Below are 15,936 nucleotides of genomic sequence, written 5' to 3'. Positions count from 1 at the left end.
CCACAACGAGAACGCTCGTTCACCTCACCCGCAACACGGAAAAGCGCCATCCGACGTGCGGATGGCGCCTGTTGTGCGGCTCTCGCAGCCTGGCGCGGCCCGGGCCGGGGGACCCGTCGTCAGTACCGTGCGCGCAGCAGTCCCGCGGCCTCCGTCGCCCAGTAGGTGAGGATCATGTTCGCGCCGGCCCGGGTGAAGCTCGTCAGCATCTCCAGGATGGCCGCCTCCCGGTCGATCCAGCCCTTCTCGGCGGCGGCCTCGACCATCGCGTACTCGCCGGAGATCTGGTAGACGCCGACGGGCACCTCGGCGCGCTCGGCGAAGTCCCGCAGGATGTCCAGGTACGGCAGCCCCGGCTTGACCATCACCATGTCCGCACCCTCGGCGAGGTCCAGCGAGAGCTCGCGCAGCGCCTCCCGGGCGTTGGCCGGGTCCTGCTGGTAGGTCTTGCGGTCCCCCTGCAGCGAGGAGCCGACGGCCTCCCGGAACGGCCCGTAGAACGCCGAGGAGTACTTGGCGGTGTAGGCGAAGAGGGCCACATCGGTGCGGCCCGCCTCCTCCAGCGCCGCGCGGACGTAGCCGATCTGGCCGTCCATCATGCCGCTGGGGCCCAGCACATGGGCTCCGGCGTCGGCCTGGACGCGGGCCATCTCGGCGTACCGCGCCAGCGTCGCGTCGTTGTCCACCAGGCCCTCGGCGGTCAGCACCCCGCAGTGGCCGTGGTCGGTGTACTCGTCCAGGCACAGGTCGGACATCAGCACCAGTTCGTCGCCGACCTCGGAGCGCACGTCCCGCAGCGCGACCTGGAGGATCCCCTCCGGGTCGGTGCCCGCCGTGCCCACCGCGTCCTTCTTCGCCTCGTCCGGCACGCCGAAGAGCATCAGCCCGCCGACCCCCGCCTCGACCGCCTCCACGGCGGCCTTCCGCAGCGAGTCCCGGGTGTGCTGCACGACGCCCGGCATGGCGCCCACCGGAACCGGCTCGCTCGCGCCCTCCCGCACGAAAGCGGGCAGGATCAGATCGGCGGGCCGGGTGGCGTGCTCGGCGACCATACGACGCATGGCAGGCGTGCTGCGCAGCCGCCGCGGACGGGCGGCCGGATAGCTGCCGTACGTACCGGGGCTGCCGTGAATGCTCATGATGTGCGTGCCCTCCTCCTGGCCGGGCGCTTCTCGCTCGGCCGCTTCACCTGCTCACCCGCCTCGACGGCCGCGGCACGGCGCTGGGCCCCGAAGTCGGCCAGCGCCTCGGCCAGCTTGTGCACCGACGGCTCGGGCGACATGACGTCCACCCGCAGTCCGTGCTCCTCCGCGGTCTTCGCGGTGGCCGGGCCGATGCAGGCGATCACCGTGACGTTGTGCGGCTTGCCCGCGATGCCCACCAGGTTCCGCACCGTGGAGGACGAGGTGAACAGCACCGCGTCGAACCCGCCGCCCTTGATGGCCTCCCGGGTCTCGGCGGGCGGCGGCGAGGCGCGGACCGTGCGGTAGGCGGTCACGTCGTCCACCTCCCAGCCCAGCTCGATCAGCCCGGCCACCAGCGTCTCGGTGGCGATGTCCGCGCGCGGCAGGAACACCCGGTCGATCGGGTCGAAGACCGGGTCGTAGGGCGGCCAGTCCTCCAGCAGCCCGGCCGCCGACTGCTCGCCGCTGGGCACCAGGTCGGGCTTGACGCCGAACTCGACCAGCGCGGCCGCGGTCTGCTCGCCGACCGCCGCCACCTTGATCCCGGCGAAGGCGCGCGCGTCCAGCCCGTACTCCTCGAACTTCTCGCGGACCGCCTTGACCGCGTTCACGGAGGTGAAGGCGATCCACTCGTACCGGCCGGTGACCAGGCCCTTGACGGCGCGCTCCATCTGCTGCGGGGTGCGCGGCGGCTCCACGGCGATGGTCGGCACCTCGGCGGGCACGGCGCCGTAGGAGCGAAGCTGGTCGGAGAGGGAGGCCGCCTGCTCCTTGGTGCGCGGCACCAGGACCTGCCAGCCGAACAGCGGCTTGGACTCGAACCAGGCCAGCTGCTCGCGCTGCGGCGCGGCACTGCGCTCGCCGACCACGGCTATCACGGGCTGCCCGCCGTCCGGCGACGGCAGCACCTTGGCCTGCTTGAGGGTCTGGGTGATCCCGCCGAGCGTCGCGGTGAACGTCCGCTGCCGGGTGGTCGTGCCCGCCAGCGTGAGGGTCAGCGGGGTGTCCGGCTTGCGGCCGGCCGCCACCAGTTCACCCGCGGCCGAGGTGACCTGGTCCAGGGTCGTGGAGACGACGACGGTCGCGTCGCTCACCCCCAGCTCGGTCCAGCACCGGTCGTCGGCGGTGCTCGCGTCCACGAACCGCACGTCGGTGCCCTGCGCGTCCCGCAGCGGGACCCCGGCGTAGGCGGGCACCCCCACGGCCGCCGCGACACCCGGGACGACCTCGAAGGGAATCCCCTCGGCGGCCAGCACGAGCATCTCGCGGGCCGCGTCCGAGTCCAGCCCCGGATCACCCGCGACCGCACGCACGACCCGCTTGCCGGCGCGCGCGGCGGCTATGGCAGACTCGCCCGCGTCGAGAGCTGCATCGTCGGCCGCCGCAGCGGCAGTTGACGTCTCGTCAGCGACGGGCTGGAGTGGTGTGTCCACACCCGGCCGGGTATGGGCACGTACGACGTCGTACACGCGCGGACCGGCGACGAGGACGTCGGCCTGCCCCAGCGCCTCGACGGCGCGCAACGTCAGCAGCCCCGGGTCCCCGGGCCCGGCACCCAGGAAGGTGACGTGCCCGTGTGCACCGTGCAGGTGCTGTCTGTTCACGGCTGCCGGCTTCTGTGCGGTGCTCGACTTGCCGGCGCGCGCGGTGTTCGACGTCTCGGCGCGCGACCTGTCGGCGGCGGTGGGGCTCAAAGTGCTCGCTCCCCCATCAGACCGGCCGCACCCTTGGCGAGCATCTCGTCGGCGAGTTCCCGGCCCATGCGTGCACAGGCAGTGAGATCGCCGTCGGATGCCGGTGCGGGACCGGTGGTGGACAACTGCACCAGCGTGCGGCCGTCGGTGGTGCCGACGACGCCGCGCAGGCGCATTTCGGTGACAACCTGCCCCTCGACAAGCAGGTCGGCAAGCGCACCCACAGGTGCACTGCAGCCGGCCTCCAAGGCGGCGAGCAGGGTTCGCTCAGCGGTGACGGCCGCCCGCGTACGCGGGTCGTCCAGCTCCCCGAGCTGTGCGGTCAGGTGTGTGTCGGACGCCACACACTCGACCGCCAGCGCCCCCTGTCCGGGGGCGGGCAGAACCTGGTCGGGTTCGATCAGCTCGGCGGCCTCCTCGTCGAGGCGGCCGATACGTTCGAGACCGGCAGCCGCGAGCACGACGCCGTCGAGCTCACCGGAGCGCACGTACCCGATCCGGGTGTCGATATTCCCCCGGATCGGAACGGTCTCGATCTCGAACCCGAGGGTACGCGCCCAGGCGTGGATCTGCGCCATCCGGCGGGGCGAGCCCGTGCCGATCCGCGCCGTGCCGGACGCGGCGGCCCGCAGGAGCGCCTCGAAACCGAGCCCGTCCCGGCCGACCAGCACGTCCCGGGCATCCGCCCGCGCGGGCACGGCAGCCAGCGCGAACTCCGCGGGCTGGGTGGTGGGCAGGTCCTTCAGCGAGTGCACGGCGAAGTCGATGTCCCCGCGGGCCAGCGCGTCCCGCAGCGCGTTGACGAACACCCCGGTGCCGCCGATCTGCGCGAGCTGCTCCTTGCTGACGTCGCCGTAGGTGGTGATCTCCACCAGCTCCACGGGGCGGCCCGTCACCCTGCGGACCTCCTCGGCGACCAGCCCGGACTGCGCCATCGCGAGCTTGCTGCGGCGGGTGCCCAGCCTGAGTGGTGTGGTGGCTGTGGCGTCGGTGTTCATTGCCGCTCCTGTTCCGGGTTGCTGACAGCGGCGACCGCCTGCGGGTCGAGGTCGAAGAGTTCACGCAGCGCGTCCGCGTACCCGGCGCCGCCGGGTTCGCCCGCGAGTTGTTTGACGCGCACGGTCGGCGCGTGCAGCAGCTTGTCCACGACCCGGCGCACGGTCTGCGTGATCTCCGCGCGCTGTTTGTCGTCCATCCCGTGCAGCCGCCCCTCCAGCCGCGCCATCTCCCCGGCGACGACATCGGCGGCCATGGTGCGCAGCGCCACCACGGTCGGGGTGATCGTCGCGGCGCGCTGCGCGGCGCCGAAGGCGGCGACCTCCTCCGCCACGATGCCCCGGACGGCTTCCACGTCCCCGGCCATCGGCGCGTTCGCCTCGGCGTCCGCGAGCGACTCGATGTCCACGAGCCGCACGCCCTCGACACGGTGCACGGCGGCCTCGACGTCCCGGGGCATGGCCAGGTCCAGCACCGAGAGGACCGGGCCGCCGTCCGCGCGGGGCTCCCGCGCGCGGACGGCCCGTCCGACCTCCTCGGCGCCCAGCACCAGCCCGGCCGCGCCGGTGCAGGAGACCACCACGTCGGCCGCGGCCAGCTCGCCGGCCACCGCGTCCATGGGCAGGGCCCGCGCGTCCAGGCTCTCCGCCAGCCGCTCGGCCCTCTCCAACGTACGGTTGACGATCACCAGTTCGCCCACACCGGCGCGCGCCAGCGTCACCGCGGCGAGCGAGGACATCGATCCGGCGCCGATCACCAGCGCCCGGCGCCCCCGCAGCCACGTCTCGACGTCCCGGCCCGCGGCCGACTGCTGGAGCCCGAAGGTCACCAGCGACTGCCCGGCCTTGTCGATCCCGGTCTCGGAGTGCGCCCGCTTCCCCACCCGCAGCGCCTGCTGGAACAGGTCGTTCAGCAGCCGTCCAGCGGTGTGCTGCTCCTGCGCGACGGCCAGCGCGTCCTTGATCTGGCCGAGGATCTGCCCCTCGCCCACGACCATCGAGTCCAGCCCGCAGGCCACCGAGAACAGGTGGTGCACGGCCCGGTCCTCGTAGTGGACATACAGATAAGGGGTGAGCTCCTCCAGATCCACTCCGCTGTGCTGGGCCAGCAGGGTGGACAGTTCGGCGACACCGGCGTGGAACCGGTCGACGTCCGCGTAGAGTTCGATCCGGTTGCAGGTGGCGAGGACGGCCGCCTCGGCGGCGGGCTCGGCCCCCACGGTGTCCTGCAACAGCTTGCCCCGCGCCTGGGGGGCCAGGGCGGCCCGCTCCAGCACGCTGACCGGCGCACTGCGGTGGCTGAGGCCCACGACGAGCAGACTCATGCCGGCATCACGGCGGGCAGATCCCCGTCAGTTCCGGACTCGGGGGGCCGCTTGGCGACGGACACGGCCGGCGGCGCCGCGGGCGGCGCGGTGTCCGTCTCCGGGCTCTGCCCCGGGGGCGCCCCCGGCTCCTCGCCCGCCTTGCGCTGCTCGTGGAAGGCGAGGATCTGCAGTTCTATCGACAGGTCGACCTTGCGCACGTCGACGCCCTCGGGGACGGAGAGCACGGTCGGCGCGAAGTTGAGGATGGAGGTGACCCCGGCGGCGACCAGCCGGTCGCACACCTGCTGGGCCGCACCGGCCGGGGTGGCGATCACGCCGATGGACACCCCGTTGTCCGAGATGATCTTCTCCAGCTCGTCGGTGTGCTGGACCGGGATGCCCGCCACGGGCCTGCCGGACAGCCCCGGGTCGGCGTCGATCAGCGCCGCGACCCGGAAGCCGCGCGAGGCGAACCCGCCGTAGTTGGCCAGCGCGGCGCCCAGGTTTCCGATACCGACGATGACAACCGGCCAGTCCTGGGTGAGGCCCAGCTCACGGGAGATCTGGTAGACGAGGTACTCCACGTCGTAGCCGACCCCGCGGGTGCCGTACGAACCCAGGTAGGAGAAGTCCTTGCGGAGCTTGGCCGAATTGACGCCCGCCGCCGAGGCCAGCTCCTCCGAGGACACCGTGGGCACCGAGCGCTCGGACAGCGCGGTGAGGGCCCGCAGGTACAGCGGAAGGCGGGCGACGGTCGCCTCGGGGATCCCTCGGCTCCGACTCGTCGCCGGACGGTGGTTTCGGCCAGTTGCCACGGTGCTCCTGCCGGTTGCGCGAAGCGGTGAGCGGTCGTCTGCGAGGCACTCTCCCGGACCGCTCCGTCGCGCCCAGGCTATGCCTTTGTGAACGCGTGCACAAAGATTGTGTCCGGTTTGTCCGGTCAACGTGACCGGCGCCACAGGCACCGACGGGGACACCCGGCCACACTCCTCACCTATACGCCCCCGGATCGCAAAACGCCCTCGATACTAATCGAAACCCACTCGAACCCTGACCACATTCCCACTGGACAAGCGGCCCCCCGGCGGCTCTTGAGGCCGGCAGCGGCGCGGCCCGGACCCGCTCCCACCGGCACCACCCCACCCCGTCGGCGCGCGGCACGGGCACGGCGCCGACGCCGCGTCACGCGGTGAGCGCGCTGCGCAACCGCTCCGGGTCCACCCGCCAGAAGTCGTGCTGGGCCCCGTCCACCAGCACCACCGGGATCTGCTCCCAGTACAGCCGGTAGAGCTCGGGATCCTGGTTGATGTCCTTCTCCTCCCAGGCGGCGTCCACTTCCTCGCACACCCGGACCACCACGTCCCGCGCCACGTCGCACAGGTGGCAGCCGGGCTTCCCGATCAGCGTCACAGTCTTCATACCTCCATTCTCCAGCCCGCCCGACGCCTCGCCGAACCCGTCGGACGCCCCGCGGGACGCCCTGGCGCACGCCCCGCGGGACGCCCCGGCGCGGACGGCGGAGACCGCACGCGCCGGCCGGGGACACCCCGCAGGGCGCCCCGGCGGTTCACCGGGACCACACCCCCGGCAATCCCGGCGCAACCGGCTCTCCGAACAGACTGGCTATGCTCGCCGCATGGCCCTTCCCGCATGGCTCACCCCCCGCAGGCGCAACGCGACCGCACGCAGCGTGCTCGCCGGGGAGGCGGCCGCCGAGGCGGCACGCAAGCAGGAGCAGGAGCAGGCGACGGCCGAACCCGCGGGCACTCCGGAGCCGGAGTTCCCGGTCGCGGGGGACGTGCACGCCGCCGCCTTCTTCGACCTGGACAACACCGTCATGCAGGGCGCCGCCCTCTTCCACTTCGGCCGCGGCCTCTACAAGCGCAAGTTCTTCCGGAAGCGCGAACTGACCCGGTTCGCCTGGCAGCAGACCTACTTCCGGCTCGCCGGCTCCGAGAACGCCGACCACATGCACGACGCCCGGGAGAGCGCGCTGTCCATCGTCAAGGGGCACCGGGTCTCCGAGCTGATGGCGATCGGCGAGGAGATCTACGACGAGTACATGGCGGGCCGGATCTGGCCCGGCACCCGGGCCCTGGCCCAGGCACACCTGGACGCCGGCCAGAAGGTGTGGCTGGTGACGGCGGCTCCGGTGGAGACGGCCACGATCATCGCGCGGCGGCTGGGGCTGACCGGAGCGCTGGGCACGGTGGCCGAGTCGGTGGGCGGCGTCTACACCGGACGGCTGGTCGGCGAACCGCTGCACGGGCCGGCGAAGGCGGAGGCGGTCCGCGCGCTGTCCGCGGCCGAGGGCCTCGATCTGGACAGGTGCGCTGCGTACAGCGATTCGGCGAACGACATTCCGATGCTGTCGCTCGTCGGTTATCCGTATGCGATCAATCCTGACAGCCGGCTTCGGACGCACGCGCGTGAAATGGGCTGGCGACTGCGCGACTACCGGAAGGGCCGCAAGGCGGCCAAGGTGGGCATCCCGGCGGCCGCCGGGGTCGGCGCGCTGGCAGGCGGCGCGGTGGCCGCCGCCGCGGTGCAGCGGCGCCGCCGCTAGGCCCCTCACGAGGGATTCACCGACGCGCCCGGGGCGTACCGCGACCGCGGCGGGTCCGTTCTGCGCGGCCGTCGGCCGGGCAATCCAGCAGTGTTACCCGGCGCTCCGGGCAGGCAGTCCCGATCCGGCCGGTCGGCCGGAACACATCACCCAGGCGTCAAATTCGGCCATGGAAACGATCAGAAACAGTCTTCGACTCGCACCTGAAAGCGGCCCCAATCCGCACTGAAACGAACCGAAGCGACGTTTTCAGCAACTAGGTGTAGCGCGGCCTGTACGAAGCGTTATTCTCCTCAGACGCAATTCGGTACCCACCTGTCCCTACGCCGGGTGAACGGTCCCGCACTGCACGTGATGGAAGCTCTGCCTCTGGGAGTCCCGTGTACCCACACGTCGGGGTTGACGCCTCGGGCCTGGCTACGCTGCGCACGACAGTCATCGACCAACTGCGTGCGTTCGTCCCCACCGCGTACGCCATCCCTGCCCTGGCCGCACCAACCGCACCTGTCCCCGCAGGAGCCTCAACTGTCCCCACAGGTCCCTGCCCTGCCCCCGCCCACCGCGCCACCCGCGCCCTGACCACCGCGGCCGGTCCGGCCGCCTCCGCCGCGTCCCCGGCATCCCCCTCGGTCGCCCGCTCGAACGCGGCGACCACGTCCCGCACCTCCACCCCGACCGGCCGGCGCGCCCGCGGCTCCGGCACGACCGCCCGCCGGCCCGCCGCCTCCGACACCGACAGCCGCCGGATGATGGACCTGGTCGAACGCGCCCAGGACGGCGAAGCCGAGGCGTTCGGCAGGTTGTACGACCAGTACAGCGACACCGTCTACCGCTACATCTACTACCGGGTCGGCGGCCGGGCCACCGCCGAGGACCTGACCAGCGAGACCTTTCTGCGCGCCCTCCGCCGTATCGGCACCTTCACCTGGCAGGGCCGCGACTTCGGAGCCTGGCTGGTGACCATCGCCCGCAATCTGGTCGCCGACCACTTCAAGTCGAGCCGCTTCCGCCTCGAGGTGACCACCGGCGAGATGCTCGACGCCAACGAGGTCGAGCGGTCCCCCGAGGAGTCGGTCCTCGAAACGCTCTCCAACGCCGCCCTGCTGGAAGCCGTACGTAAGCTCAACCCCCAACAGCAGGAATGCGTAACGCTCCGATTTCTGCAGGGGCTCTCCGTCGCCGAGACGGCCCGGGTGATGGGCAAGAACGAGGGCGCCATCAAGACCCTGCAGTACCGCGCCGTGCGCACCCTCGCCCGGCTGCTCCCCGACGACGCGCGCTGACCCCGGGGCGGACCGCTCGGAGGCGTCTCGGAGGCACCGGAAAGGCGCCTCCGAGACGCCTCCGAGGGCTGCGACCGCAGCGTCGCCGGGGCCCGGTGCCGGAGGGTCGGCCACGCGGTCGCCCTCGCGCGGACCCCCGGTCACATCATCGTGACATCCGACTCCGTAACCCGAGTGGCTTGCGCTCGTTGTCGGGGTTGCAGACTCCCCGTAGCCGTGGCTGCCCGGGGCTCGCTCGACCCTGAGCGGACGCGGTCGGCCACACTCGTGCCGGTGTGGTGGGGAGCCGACCGTGCAGACGATGAGGAGGTGCCGCCGGTGATCGGATCCGTGCCGACGAGCCGACGGGCCATCGCCTTCGCCCAGGCCCTGGACGAACAGGGACGTGACACGGGCGCGGCGGCCGATACGGAACCCGAGGGCCCCCCGCCCCGAGAGCGCTCCGGGCCGGGCCCCGGAGGAGGGAGTGACACCGCGGCAGCACCGCCGGGCGCACCGCACAGCCACCGGGCCGACGGCTCCGACCCGTCGCTGCTCTCCCTCGCGAACGCGCTGGGCGGGGTACCGAGGCCGACGCTGGACCCCGAGGTCAAGACGGTCCAGCGCGCGCAGCTGATCGCCGCCATGGAGGCCGCCTTCGGAGAGGGTGAGACGGCGGCGCACGGCGCGCACTTCCCCGAGCAGCGCGACGCCCGCGCCGACTCCCGCGGCCGGAGCGGCGCACACCGCGCACCCGGTCTCGGGCCGCTCGGAAAGCTGCGCCCCAAGTCCCGGCTCGGCCGTGGACTCGCCGTCGGCGGCCTGAGCGTCGGCGTCGCGGCCAGCGCCTTCGGCGCGGCCACCGCCGCCAGCACCGACGCGCTGCCGGGCGACTCGCTCTACGGTCTCAAGCGCGGGATGGAGGACATCCAGCTCGACCTCGCCGGGGACGACGCCGACCGCGGCGGCCTCCTGCTGGACCACGCCTCCACGCGACTGCACGAGGCCCGCCGTCTCATGGAGCGGGACCGCTCCGGAGCCCTGGACCACGAGGCACTCGCCGAGGTCCGCAAGACCCTCTCCGGTATGCGGCACGACGCCTCCGAGGGGCACCGGCTGCTCAGCTCCGCCTACCAGCGGAACGGCGACCTGGCCCCGATCCGGTCCCTGTCCGCGTTCGCCGAGAACCACCGGGCCGGCTGGACGCAGCTGCGCGACCGGCTGCCGGTGCAGCTCCACGACGTGAGCGACGAGGTCAGTTCGGTCTTCGACGCCATAGACCAGGAGGTGGGCCCGCTGCGCGCGCTCCTCCCCCGGGAGCGCGCCGAGGCCCCGCGCGACCGCGAGCCGGGCACCGGTGACCGGACGGGCGAGGAGCAGCCCTCCGCCGAGCCCAGCTCCCCGTCGGCGGACGGCATGGACGGGCGGCGGGACGGCGGCGGCGAGGAGCCCTCGCCCTCCGACTCCCAGCAGCGCGGCAAGGGGTTGCTCGGTGGCGATCTGCTCGAACCGCCGGAGGACTCCGATCGGAAGGGCGGCAGCCCGTCCCATTCCGACCCCGGCTCCGGCAGCCCCTCCTCACCGGACAGCGAGCCCAAGGTCACCCTGCCTCCGCTCGTCCCGGACGTGCTGCCCCGCCTCGATCTCGGCGGCGACGGCGGATAGCCGCAGCGCACACATCGCGGCGGCCGGTTCCCGGCCGCCGCGACCGGCCCCCGGCCCGCGGCTCGGGTACGGCACACCGCTGGGCGGACAGTCGCACGACGCCGCCCCGGGCTGCTCAGAAGAACACCGACCGCCGTCGCACCAGCAGCTTGTAGAGCGTGTGCTGAATGGTCTCCCGCACCTGGTCGGTGAGGTTGAACATCAGCATCGGATCCTCCGCGGCCTCCGGCGGATAGCCGTCGGTGGGCACCGGCTCGCCGAACTGGATCGTCCACTTCGTCGGCAGCGGCACCGCGCCCAGCGGACCCAGCCACGGGAAGGTGGGCGTGAGCGGGAAGTACGGGAAGCCGAACAGCCGGGCCAGGGTCCGGGAGTTGCCGACCATCGGGTAGATCTCCTCGGCACCGACGATGGAGCACGGCACGATCGGCGCCCCCGCACGCAACGCCGTCGAGACGAAACCGCCCCGCCCGAACCGCTGGAGCTTGTAGCGGTCGGCGAACGGCTTGCCCAGCCCCTTGAAGCCCTCCGGCATCACCCCGACGACCTCGCCGCGCTCCAGCAGCGTCTGCGCGTCCTCCGCGCAGGCCAGCGTGTGCCCCGCCTTGCGCGCGAGTTCGTTGACGAGCGGCAGCACGAACACCAGGTCCGCGCCCAGCAGCCGCAGATGCCGGTCGGCCGGGTGCTCGTCGTGCACGGCGACCTGGAGCATCAGCCCGTCCAGCGGGAGGGTGCCCGAGTGGTTGGCCACCACCAGCGCCGCACCGTCCGCGGGTATGTTCTCCACCCCGCGCACCTCCACCCGGAAGTACTTCTCGAAGACCGGGCGGAGCAGCGTCATCAGCACCTGGTCGGTCAGCTCCTCGTCGAAGCCGAAGTCGTCGACCTCGTACTCCCCGGTGAGCCTGCGCCGCAGGAAGGCGAGACCCTCGGCGGCCCGCGCCTCCCACTCCGTGCCGAGCACCCGCTCCAGCAGCCCGGCCGGCTCCTGCGGCGCCGTGGAGCCCGCGGGACCGGAGCGCCCCGCCGAGCCCGCTCCGGCCGGTTCCTCCGGTCCGCCGCCCGCGGCCGCGGCACCGGGCTGCCCGGGCGGTTCCCCGGCGCCCTCCGCCTGCTCCGGCTCCGGGGGCTGTCCGGACACCGCCGTCAGCCGGGAGCGCCGCCCGGTGCCGCCGCGTCGAGTGCCGCGGGCGCCGCCCGGACCGGGATCCCCGCCGGAACCGGCACCGCCGCCCGACGGAGGTGTTCCGGAGCGTCCCGCTCGGGACGCGCGGGCACCGTCCCCGGGGGCGCGTCCGGCGGGGGAGCCCGGACTCCGCGAGCGGTCCCGGTCGTCGTCGAAGGGTATGACCTTCGCGTCAGCCATCCTGGCGCACCTCCTCCTGCCCCGCCGCGGCGGCGGTGCACGCTTGCGGGCCCGACTTGCCCGGCAGCAGTGCCGCGAACCGGTCGAGCGCACCGGCGACGCCCTCCGGCGGCAGCAGCCCCGGGCCCTGCTCCCGCAGGAAGGCGTCCAGCGTCTCCGCTGTCGTCCGGCCCGGGGCGAAACCGAGCACATCGCGGGCGTGTGCGGTCCGCACCACCCGCCCGTGGGTGAGCAGCCGGATCTGTTCGGGCGAGAAGTCCGTCGCGCCCACCGAGCGCAGCACGCTCCGGCTCCAGCGGATCGCCGGCAGCAGCATCGGCGCCGTCGGCCGCCCCAGCCGGCGGGCACACTGCGACAGCAGCAGCACACCGTCCCCGGCGATGTTGAACGTTCCGGCGGTGAGCGTGCCCGGGCGCGGTTCGCCGGCCGCCAGCCGCAGCACCTCGATCACGTCGTCGTCGTGCACGAACTGCAGCCTGGGGTCGTAGCCCAGCACAGTGGGCAGGACGGGCAGCGAGAAGTAGGCGGCGAGCGGCGACTCGGCAGCGGGGCCGAGGATGTGGGCGAACCGCAGCACGGTCACCGCGACGTCCGGCCGGCGCCGCGCGAAGCCGCGTACATATCCCTCGACCTCGACCGCGTCCTTGGCGAACCCTCCGCTGGGCAGGTCCCTGACAGGTGTCGCCTCGTCGAAGACCGCCGGATCGCGCGGCGCCGAACCGTAGACGCTCGTCGTCGACTTGATCACCAGCCGGCTGACGCTGGGCGCCTTCTGGCAGGCGCCCAGCAGTTGCATGGCGCCGATGACATTGGTCTCCTTGACCGCTCCCCGCCCGGCGCCGCCCAGCGACGGCGGGGCCCCGTGCACATCCATGTGGACGACGGTGTCGACAGCGTGCTCGGCCAGCACCTTGCCGATGGCGGGCTGCCGGATGTCGGCCTGCACGAACTCCGCACCGTCCAACGGGTGCGCGGGCGGGCGGGCGTCCACGCCGATCACCCGGCTCACCTCAGGCTCGTGCCGGATACGGCGTACGAAACGGCCACCGAGCGGTCTGGCGACCCCGGTGACGAGCACCACCTTGCCCACGATCCCTCCCTCACACCCCCCGATACGGCCGGCGCCCCCGTACGAGCGCACCGCGCCACCAAAGCAGAACCGCCGCCCTTCTCCCCGACATGGAGAGAAAGGCGGCGGTCAGTGGCGTGCGGTGCGCTCGCTCACTTCTTGTTGCGACGCTGCACACGCGTCCGCTTCAGCAGCTTGCGGTGCTTCTTCTTCGCCATCCGCTTACGCCGCTTTTTGATGACAGAGCCCACGACTACCCTCGCTCACGGATCATCCCCGCATGACGCGGGGCGAACTCATTTCGATACTCGGTGCGGGGCGTCCGAGCCCACACGACCTACATGGGGCCACCCTACCCGCCACCCGGGAATGGGCGTGAATCGAGGGGCACCGGAGCTCCGGTGCAGCGGTGAATCGCGCACCCGATCTTCGGCTAGGCGCTCTCCACCCCCACGTACGAATCCTCGAGGTATTCGTGGACGGCCTTCTCCGGTACCCGGAAGGACCTGCCCACCCGGATCGCCGGCAGATGACCGCTGTGCACCAAGCGGTACACGGTCATCTTGGAGACTCGCATCACCGCGGCGACCTCCGCCACGGTCAGGAACACGACCTCGTTCAACGGCCGTTCGTCAGCAGCCATGTCACACCTGAACCTTCCGCACATGTCGGGCGCCGGCTTCCCCTCCGGTGCCTCCTGCTCGCATGTGCGCTCCTCCCCAGATTAGGGGCGCGTGATGCAAGTGGTGAAGAGGAGTAGCGATCGCTCGCCTACCGTGACAGACACGCTCGATTGAGTACATAGCGAGTGAGCGCGCGGTAGTAGTCGCACTGCGCAGCGTCATCCGTCGGCACGCACGGAACGCTCTGTCCCACCCCTGACTCCCGCCGCTCCACGCCGAGCACCGCCCCTGCGCACCTGGCGGCCCGGGCGCCCCGCAACCCCATTGACCTGCACCGGACGTCGAACCATCAGCCCCGCCGAGTACCTTGGCCGCAGCTCCTTCGGCTGCGTCGTGCCGATCGGCTCCGCCCGGCGCCGGAAGGCGGCGCACGCATTCGCGCCCCGCGCACACCCTCGGGTGCACACGCCGGTTCTGCAGAACAGCACGACCCCTCTCACGAAGGAGAAGCCGCACTGACGTACCCCGAATCACATCGCTATGTCGACACGCTCACCCACCGAGAGTGCTAGTCCGAGGCACTCAGACGCCGACAGGCGTGGGGCCAATGTGACGTACTTGACCGAGAGTCGGCCAGGAGACAGCACGGCGCCCCCGACGGCCCCGCTCTCCCGCCACCAGGCCGGCCGGCCGGAAGCGGCGAACGCCCGGGAATCCGTCCCGCGACTGCGAATACCCCGCACCTCCCGACCGCCAACCGGGGCCTGCGCGGAAACGGTTCACCCTCCCCCGGCTCCGCCCCCGCCGGTGGCCATCGGAACGAGTGGGACCACGGCGCCGGCTGCGGGCCCAACGCCGCCGGGGCCGACCGGCCCGACCGGCCGCCGCGCGCCCGACGGAAGCGTGGTGCGGCGCCCGTACGCGGGCCGTCGCCGGCCGTCGTGCACGAGTCCCGCCGAACGCGCCCGCACTCATCCCTCATGTCCCCCGCACATGGCCGCTCAGGGCAGCAGCCCGTGCGCGGGGAACACCGCCCGACGGGTGGCACGCACCGCCTGGTCCAGTCGGTCCGCCGGGTCGTACCCCTCGCTCCAGTCCCGCCAGCTCGCCTCCAGCCCGTCCGTCATGCGCAGCGGGCCGCGGGCACCGCCGGTACGCGCGTACACCTCCTGCCGCCACTCCTCGGGCACTTCGGTCTCTCCCGGGACCGGAACACCGGCTGCGATCGCCACCAGATGCGTCCAGGTGCGCGGCACCACGTCCACCACCGCGTAGCCACCGCCGCCGGTCGCCAGCCACCGGCCCTGCGCGTAGGTGTGTGCCCAGGAGTGCGCGGCCTCGGCGGCGCGCCGCTGCGCGTCCACGCTGACCGCCAGGTGCGCCAGCGGATCCTCGACGTGGGTGTCCGCACCGTGCTGGGAGACCAGCAGCTGCGGCTGGAACGCCTCCAGCAGTTCCGGGACCACCGCGTGCACGGCACGCAGCCAGCCGGCGTCCGCCGTACCGGGCGGCAGCGCCACGTTCACGGCACTGCCCTCGGCGCCGGGGCCGCCGCACTCCTCCGGCCAGCCAGTGCCGGGGAAGAGGGTGCCCGGATGCTCGTGCAGGGAGATCGTCAGTACCCGGGGATCGTCCCAGAACGCCGCCTGGACGCCGTCCCCGTGGTGCACATCCAGATCGACGTAGGCGACCCGCTCGGCCCCGAGCTCCAGCAGCCGGGCGATGGCGAGCGCGGGATCGTTGTAGACGCAGAAGCCGGACGCACGGTCCGGCATGGCGTGGTGCAGCCCGCCGGCGAAGTTCACCGCGTGCAGTGCCCTGCCCTGCCACACGGCCTCGGCGCCACCGACCGACTGTCCGGCGATGAGCGCGGAGACCTCGTGCATCCCGGCGAACGCGGGGTCGTCCATGGTCCCCAGGCCGTACCGTTCCTCGGCGGACCCGGGATCGCGCGAGGCCCGGCGGACGGCGTCGATGTAGTCGGGCCGGTGCACAAGTCGCAGGGTGGACTCCCCGAGTGGCTTCGCCGCGGCGACGCCGAGCTCCGGACCGCGCTCCACCCCCAGCGCCTCGATCAGACGCTTCGTCAGGGCAAGCCGTACCGGGTCCATCGGATGGCCACGGCCGAAGTCGTAGCCGGTGACACCCTCGTCCCACATCAACTGTGCGCCGCCGCTCATGCCCGCCACCGTATCGGGCGGGCCC

Annotated in this window: 14 protein-coding genes; 3 read left to right on the top strand and 11 right to left on the bottom strand. The window is 72.7% G+C overall.

From position 1 onward, the window contains the following. Positions 1 to 119: 119 nt before the first annotated feature. The 6 genes from hemB to A949_RS0100765 form a co-directional block, all read right to left on the bottom strand. A complete protein-coding gene (gene hemB / locus A949_RS0100790; protein ID WP_019354102.1) occupies positions 120 to 1,139 on the bottom strand; it encodes a porphobilinogen synthase in 1,020 nt (339 codons plus the stop codon). Next, the gene (locus A949_RS0100785; RefSeq protein WP_026004221.1) at positions 1,136 to 2,788 is read right to left on the bottom strand and encodes a uroporphyrinogen-III synthase; all 1,653 of its coding nucleotides are present in this window, start codon (positions 2,786 to 2,788) and stop codon (positions 1,136 to 1,138) included. Before A949_RS0100785 ends, hemB begins: the two co-directional genes overlap by 4 nt. Before the next feature lie 86 nt (positions 2,789 to 2,874). After that, positions 2,875 to 3,876 (bottom strand): hydroxymethylbilane synthase, encoded by a 1,002-nt coding sequence (gene hemC, locus A949_RS0100780; RefSeq protein ID WP_019354100.1) that lies wholly within the window; start codon positions 3,874 to 3,876, stop codon positions 2,875 to 2,877. Further along, on the bottom strand, positions 3,873 to 5,198 hold the full coding sequence (locus A949_RS0100775; protein ID WP_019354099.1) for a glutamyl-tRNA reductase: 1,326 nt from the start codon (positions 5,196 to 5,198) through the stop codon (positions 3,873 to 3,875). Before A949_RS0100775 ends, hemC begins: the two co-directional genes overlap by 4 nt. Continuing rightward, positions 5,195 to 5,995, bottom strand: coding sequence for a redox-sensing transcriptional repressor Rex (locus tag A949_RS0100770; RefSeq protein WP_026004220.1), 801 nt, complete (start codon positions 5,993 to 5,995; stop codon positions 5,195 to 5,197). The genes A949_RS0100775 and A949_RS0100770 overlap by 4 nt, the downstream gene beginning before the upstream one ends. Before the next feature lie 367 nt (positions 5,996 to 6,362). After that, the gene (locus A949_RS0100765; protein ID WP_019354097.1) at positions 6,363 to 6,599 is read right to left on the bottom strand and encodes a glutaredoxin family protein; all 237 of its coding nucleotides are present in this window, start codon (positions 6,597 to 6,599) and stop codon (positions 6,363 to 6,365) included. A gap of 217 nt (positions 6,600 to 6,816) precedes the next feature. Between A949_RS0100765 and A949_RS0100760 the strand changes: the two genes are divergently transcribed. The 3 genes from A949_RS0100760 to A949_RS0100750 all read left to right on the top strand — a co-directional run bounded on the left by A949_RS0100760 (position 6,817) and on the right by A949_RS0100750 (position 10,673). Then, positions 6,817 to 7,746 carry an HAD family hydrolase gene (locus A949_RS0100760; RefSeq protein ID WP_019354096.1) on the top strand — a complete coding sequence of 310 codons (930 nt, stop codon included), beginning with the start codon at positions 6,817 to 6,819 and terminating at the stop codon, positions 7,744 to 7,746. A 380-nt stretch (positions 7,747 to 8,126) separates the two neighbouring features. Beyond that, positions 8,127 to 9,029 carry an ECF subfamily RNA polymerase sigma factor, BldN family gene (locus tag A949_RS0100755; protein WP_019354095.1) on the top strand — a complete coding sequence of 301 codons (903 nt, stop codon included), beginning with the start codon at positions 8,127 to 8,129 and terminating at the stop codon, positions 9,027 to 9,029. A 318-nt stretch (positions 9,030 to 9,347) separates the two neighbouring features. After that, positions 9,348 to 10,673, top strand: a complete 1,326-nt coding sequence (locus tag A949_RS0100750; RefSeq protein ID WP_019354094.1) for a DUF5667 domain-containing protein — start codon at positions 9,348 to 9,350, stop codon at positions 10,671 to 10,673. Between the two features lie 115 nt (positions 10,674 to 10,788). On the opposite strand, the gene A949_RS0100745 is transcribed toward A949_RS0100750, so the two are convergent. The 5 genes from A949_RS0100745 to A949_RS0100730 form a co-directional block, all read right to left on the bottom strand. Continuing rightward, complete coding sequence (locus A949_RS0100745; protein WP_019354093.1) at positions 10,789 to 12,039, bottom strand: lysophospholipid acyltransferase family protein; 1,251 nt, start codon at positions 12,037 to 12,039, stop codon at positions 10,789 to 10,791. Beyond that, complete coding sequence (locus A949_RS31980; protein WP_019354092.1) at positions 12,032 to 13,129, bottom strand: NAD-dependent epimerase/dehydratase family protein; 1,098 nt, start codon at positions 13,127 to 13,129, stop codon at positions 12,032 to 12,034. Before A949_RS31980 ends, A949_RS0100745 begins: the two co-directional genes overlap by 8 nt. A gap of 131 nt (positions 13,130 to 13,260) precedes the next feature. Then, positions 13,261 to 13,359 (bottom strand): 30S ribosomal protein bS22, encoded by a 99-nt coding sequence (locus A949_RS35995; protein ID WP_003948845.1) that lies wholly within the window; start codon positions 13,357 to 13,359, stop codon positions 13,261 to 13,263. Between the two features lie 182 nt (positions 13,360 to 13,541). Beyond that, complete coding sequence (locus A949_RS0100735; RefSeq protein WP_158687519.1) at positions 13,542 to 13,751, bottom strand: helix-turn-helix domain-containing protein; 210 nt, start codon at positions 13,749 to 13,751, stop codon at positions 13,542 to 13,544. A 981-nt stretch (positions 13,752 to 14,732) separates the two neighbouring features. Further along, complete coding sequence (locus A949_RS0100730) at positions 14,733 to 15,911, bottom strand: acetoin utilization protein AcuC (RefSeq protein WP_019354090.1); 1,179 nt, start codon at positions 15,909 to 15,911, stop codon at positions 14,733 to 14,735. Positions 15,912 to 15,936: the final 25 nt, after the last annotated feature.

The organism is Streptomyces sp. AA1529 (genome assembly GCF_000280905.1).
Classification (GTDB): domain Bacteria; phylum Actinomycetota; class Actinomycetes; order Streptomycetales; family Streptomycetaceae; genus Streptomyces.
The sequence above is the reverse complement of the archived record's forward strand: the minus strand, read 5'-3'. Positions and strand labels throughout refer to the sequence as shown.

What these genes read in the sequence shown, in the direction of transcription:
- hemB (WP_019354102.1), bottom strand. Translation starts at nt 1,139, where the DNA reads ATGAGCATTCACGGCAGCCCCGGTACGTACGGCAGCTATCCGGCCGCC.
- hemC (WP_019354100.1), bottom strand. Translation starts at nt 3,876, where the DNA reads ATGAACACCGACGCCACAGCCACCACACCACTCAGGCTGGGCACCCGC.
- A949_RS0100775 (WP_019354099.1), bottom strand. Translation starts at nt 5,198, where the DNA reads ATGAGTCTGCTCGTCGTGGGCCTCAGCCACCGCAGTGCGCCGGTCAGC.
- A949_RS0100765 (WP_019354097.1), bottom strand. Translation starts at nt 6,599, where the DNA reads ATGAAGACTGTGACGCTGATCGGGAAGCCCGGCTGCCACCTGTGCGAC.
- A949_RS0100760 (WP_019354096.1), top strand. Translation starts at nt 6,817, where the DNA reads ATGGCCCTTCCCGCATGGCTCACCCCCCGCAGGCGCAACGCGACCGCA.
- A949_RS0100745 (WP_019354093.1), bottom strand. Translation starts at nt 12,039, where the DNA reads ATGGCTGACGCGAAGGTCATACCCTTCGACGACGACCGGGACCGCTCG.
- A949_RS0100735 (WP_158687519.1), bottom strand. Translation starts at nt 13,751, where the DNA reads ATGGCTGCTGACGAACGGCCGTTGAACGAGGTCGTGTTCCTGACCGTG.
- A949_RS0100730 (WP_019354090.1), bottom strand. Translation starts at nt 15,911, where the DNA reads ATGAGCGGCGGCGCACAGTTGATGTGGGACGAGGGTGTCACCGGCTAC.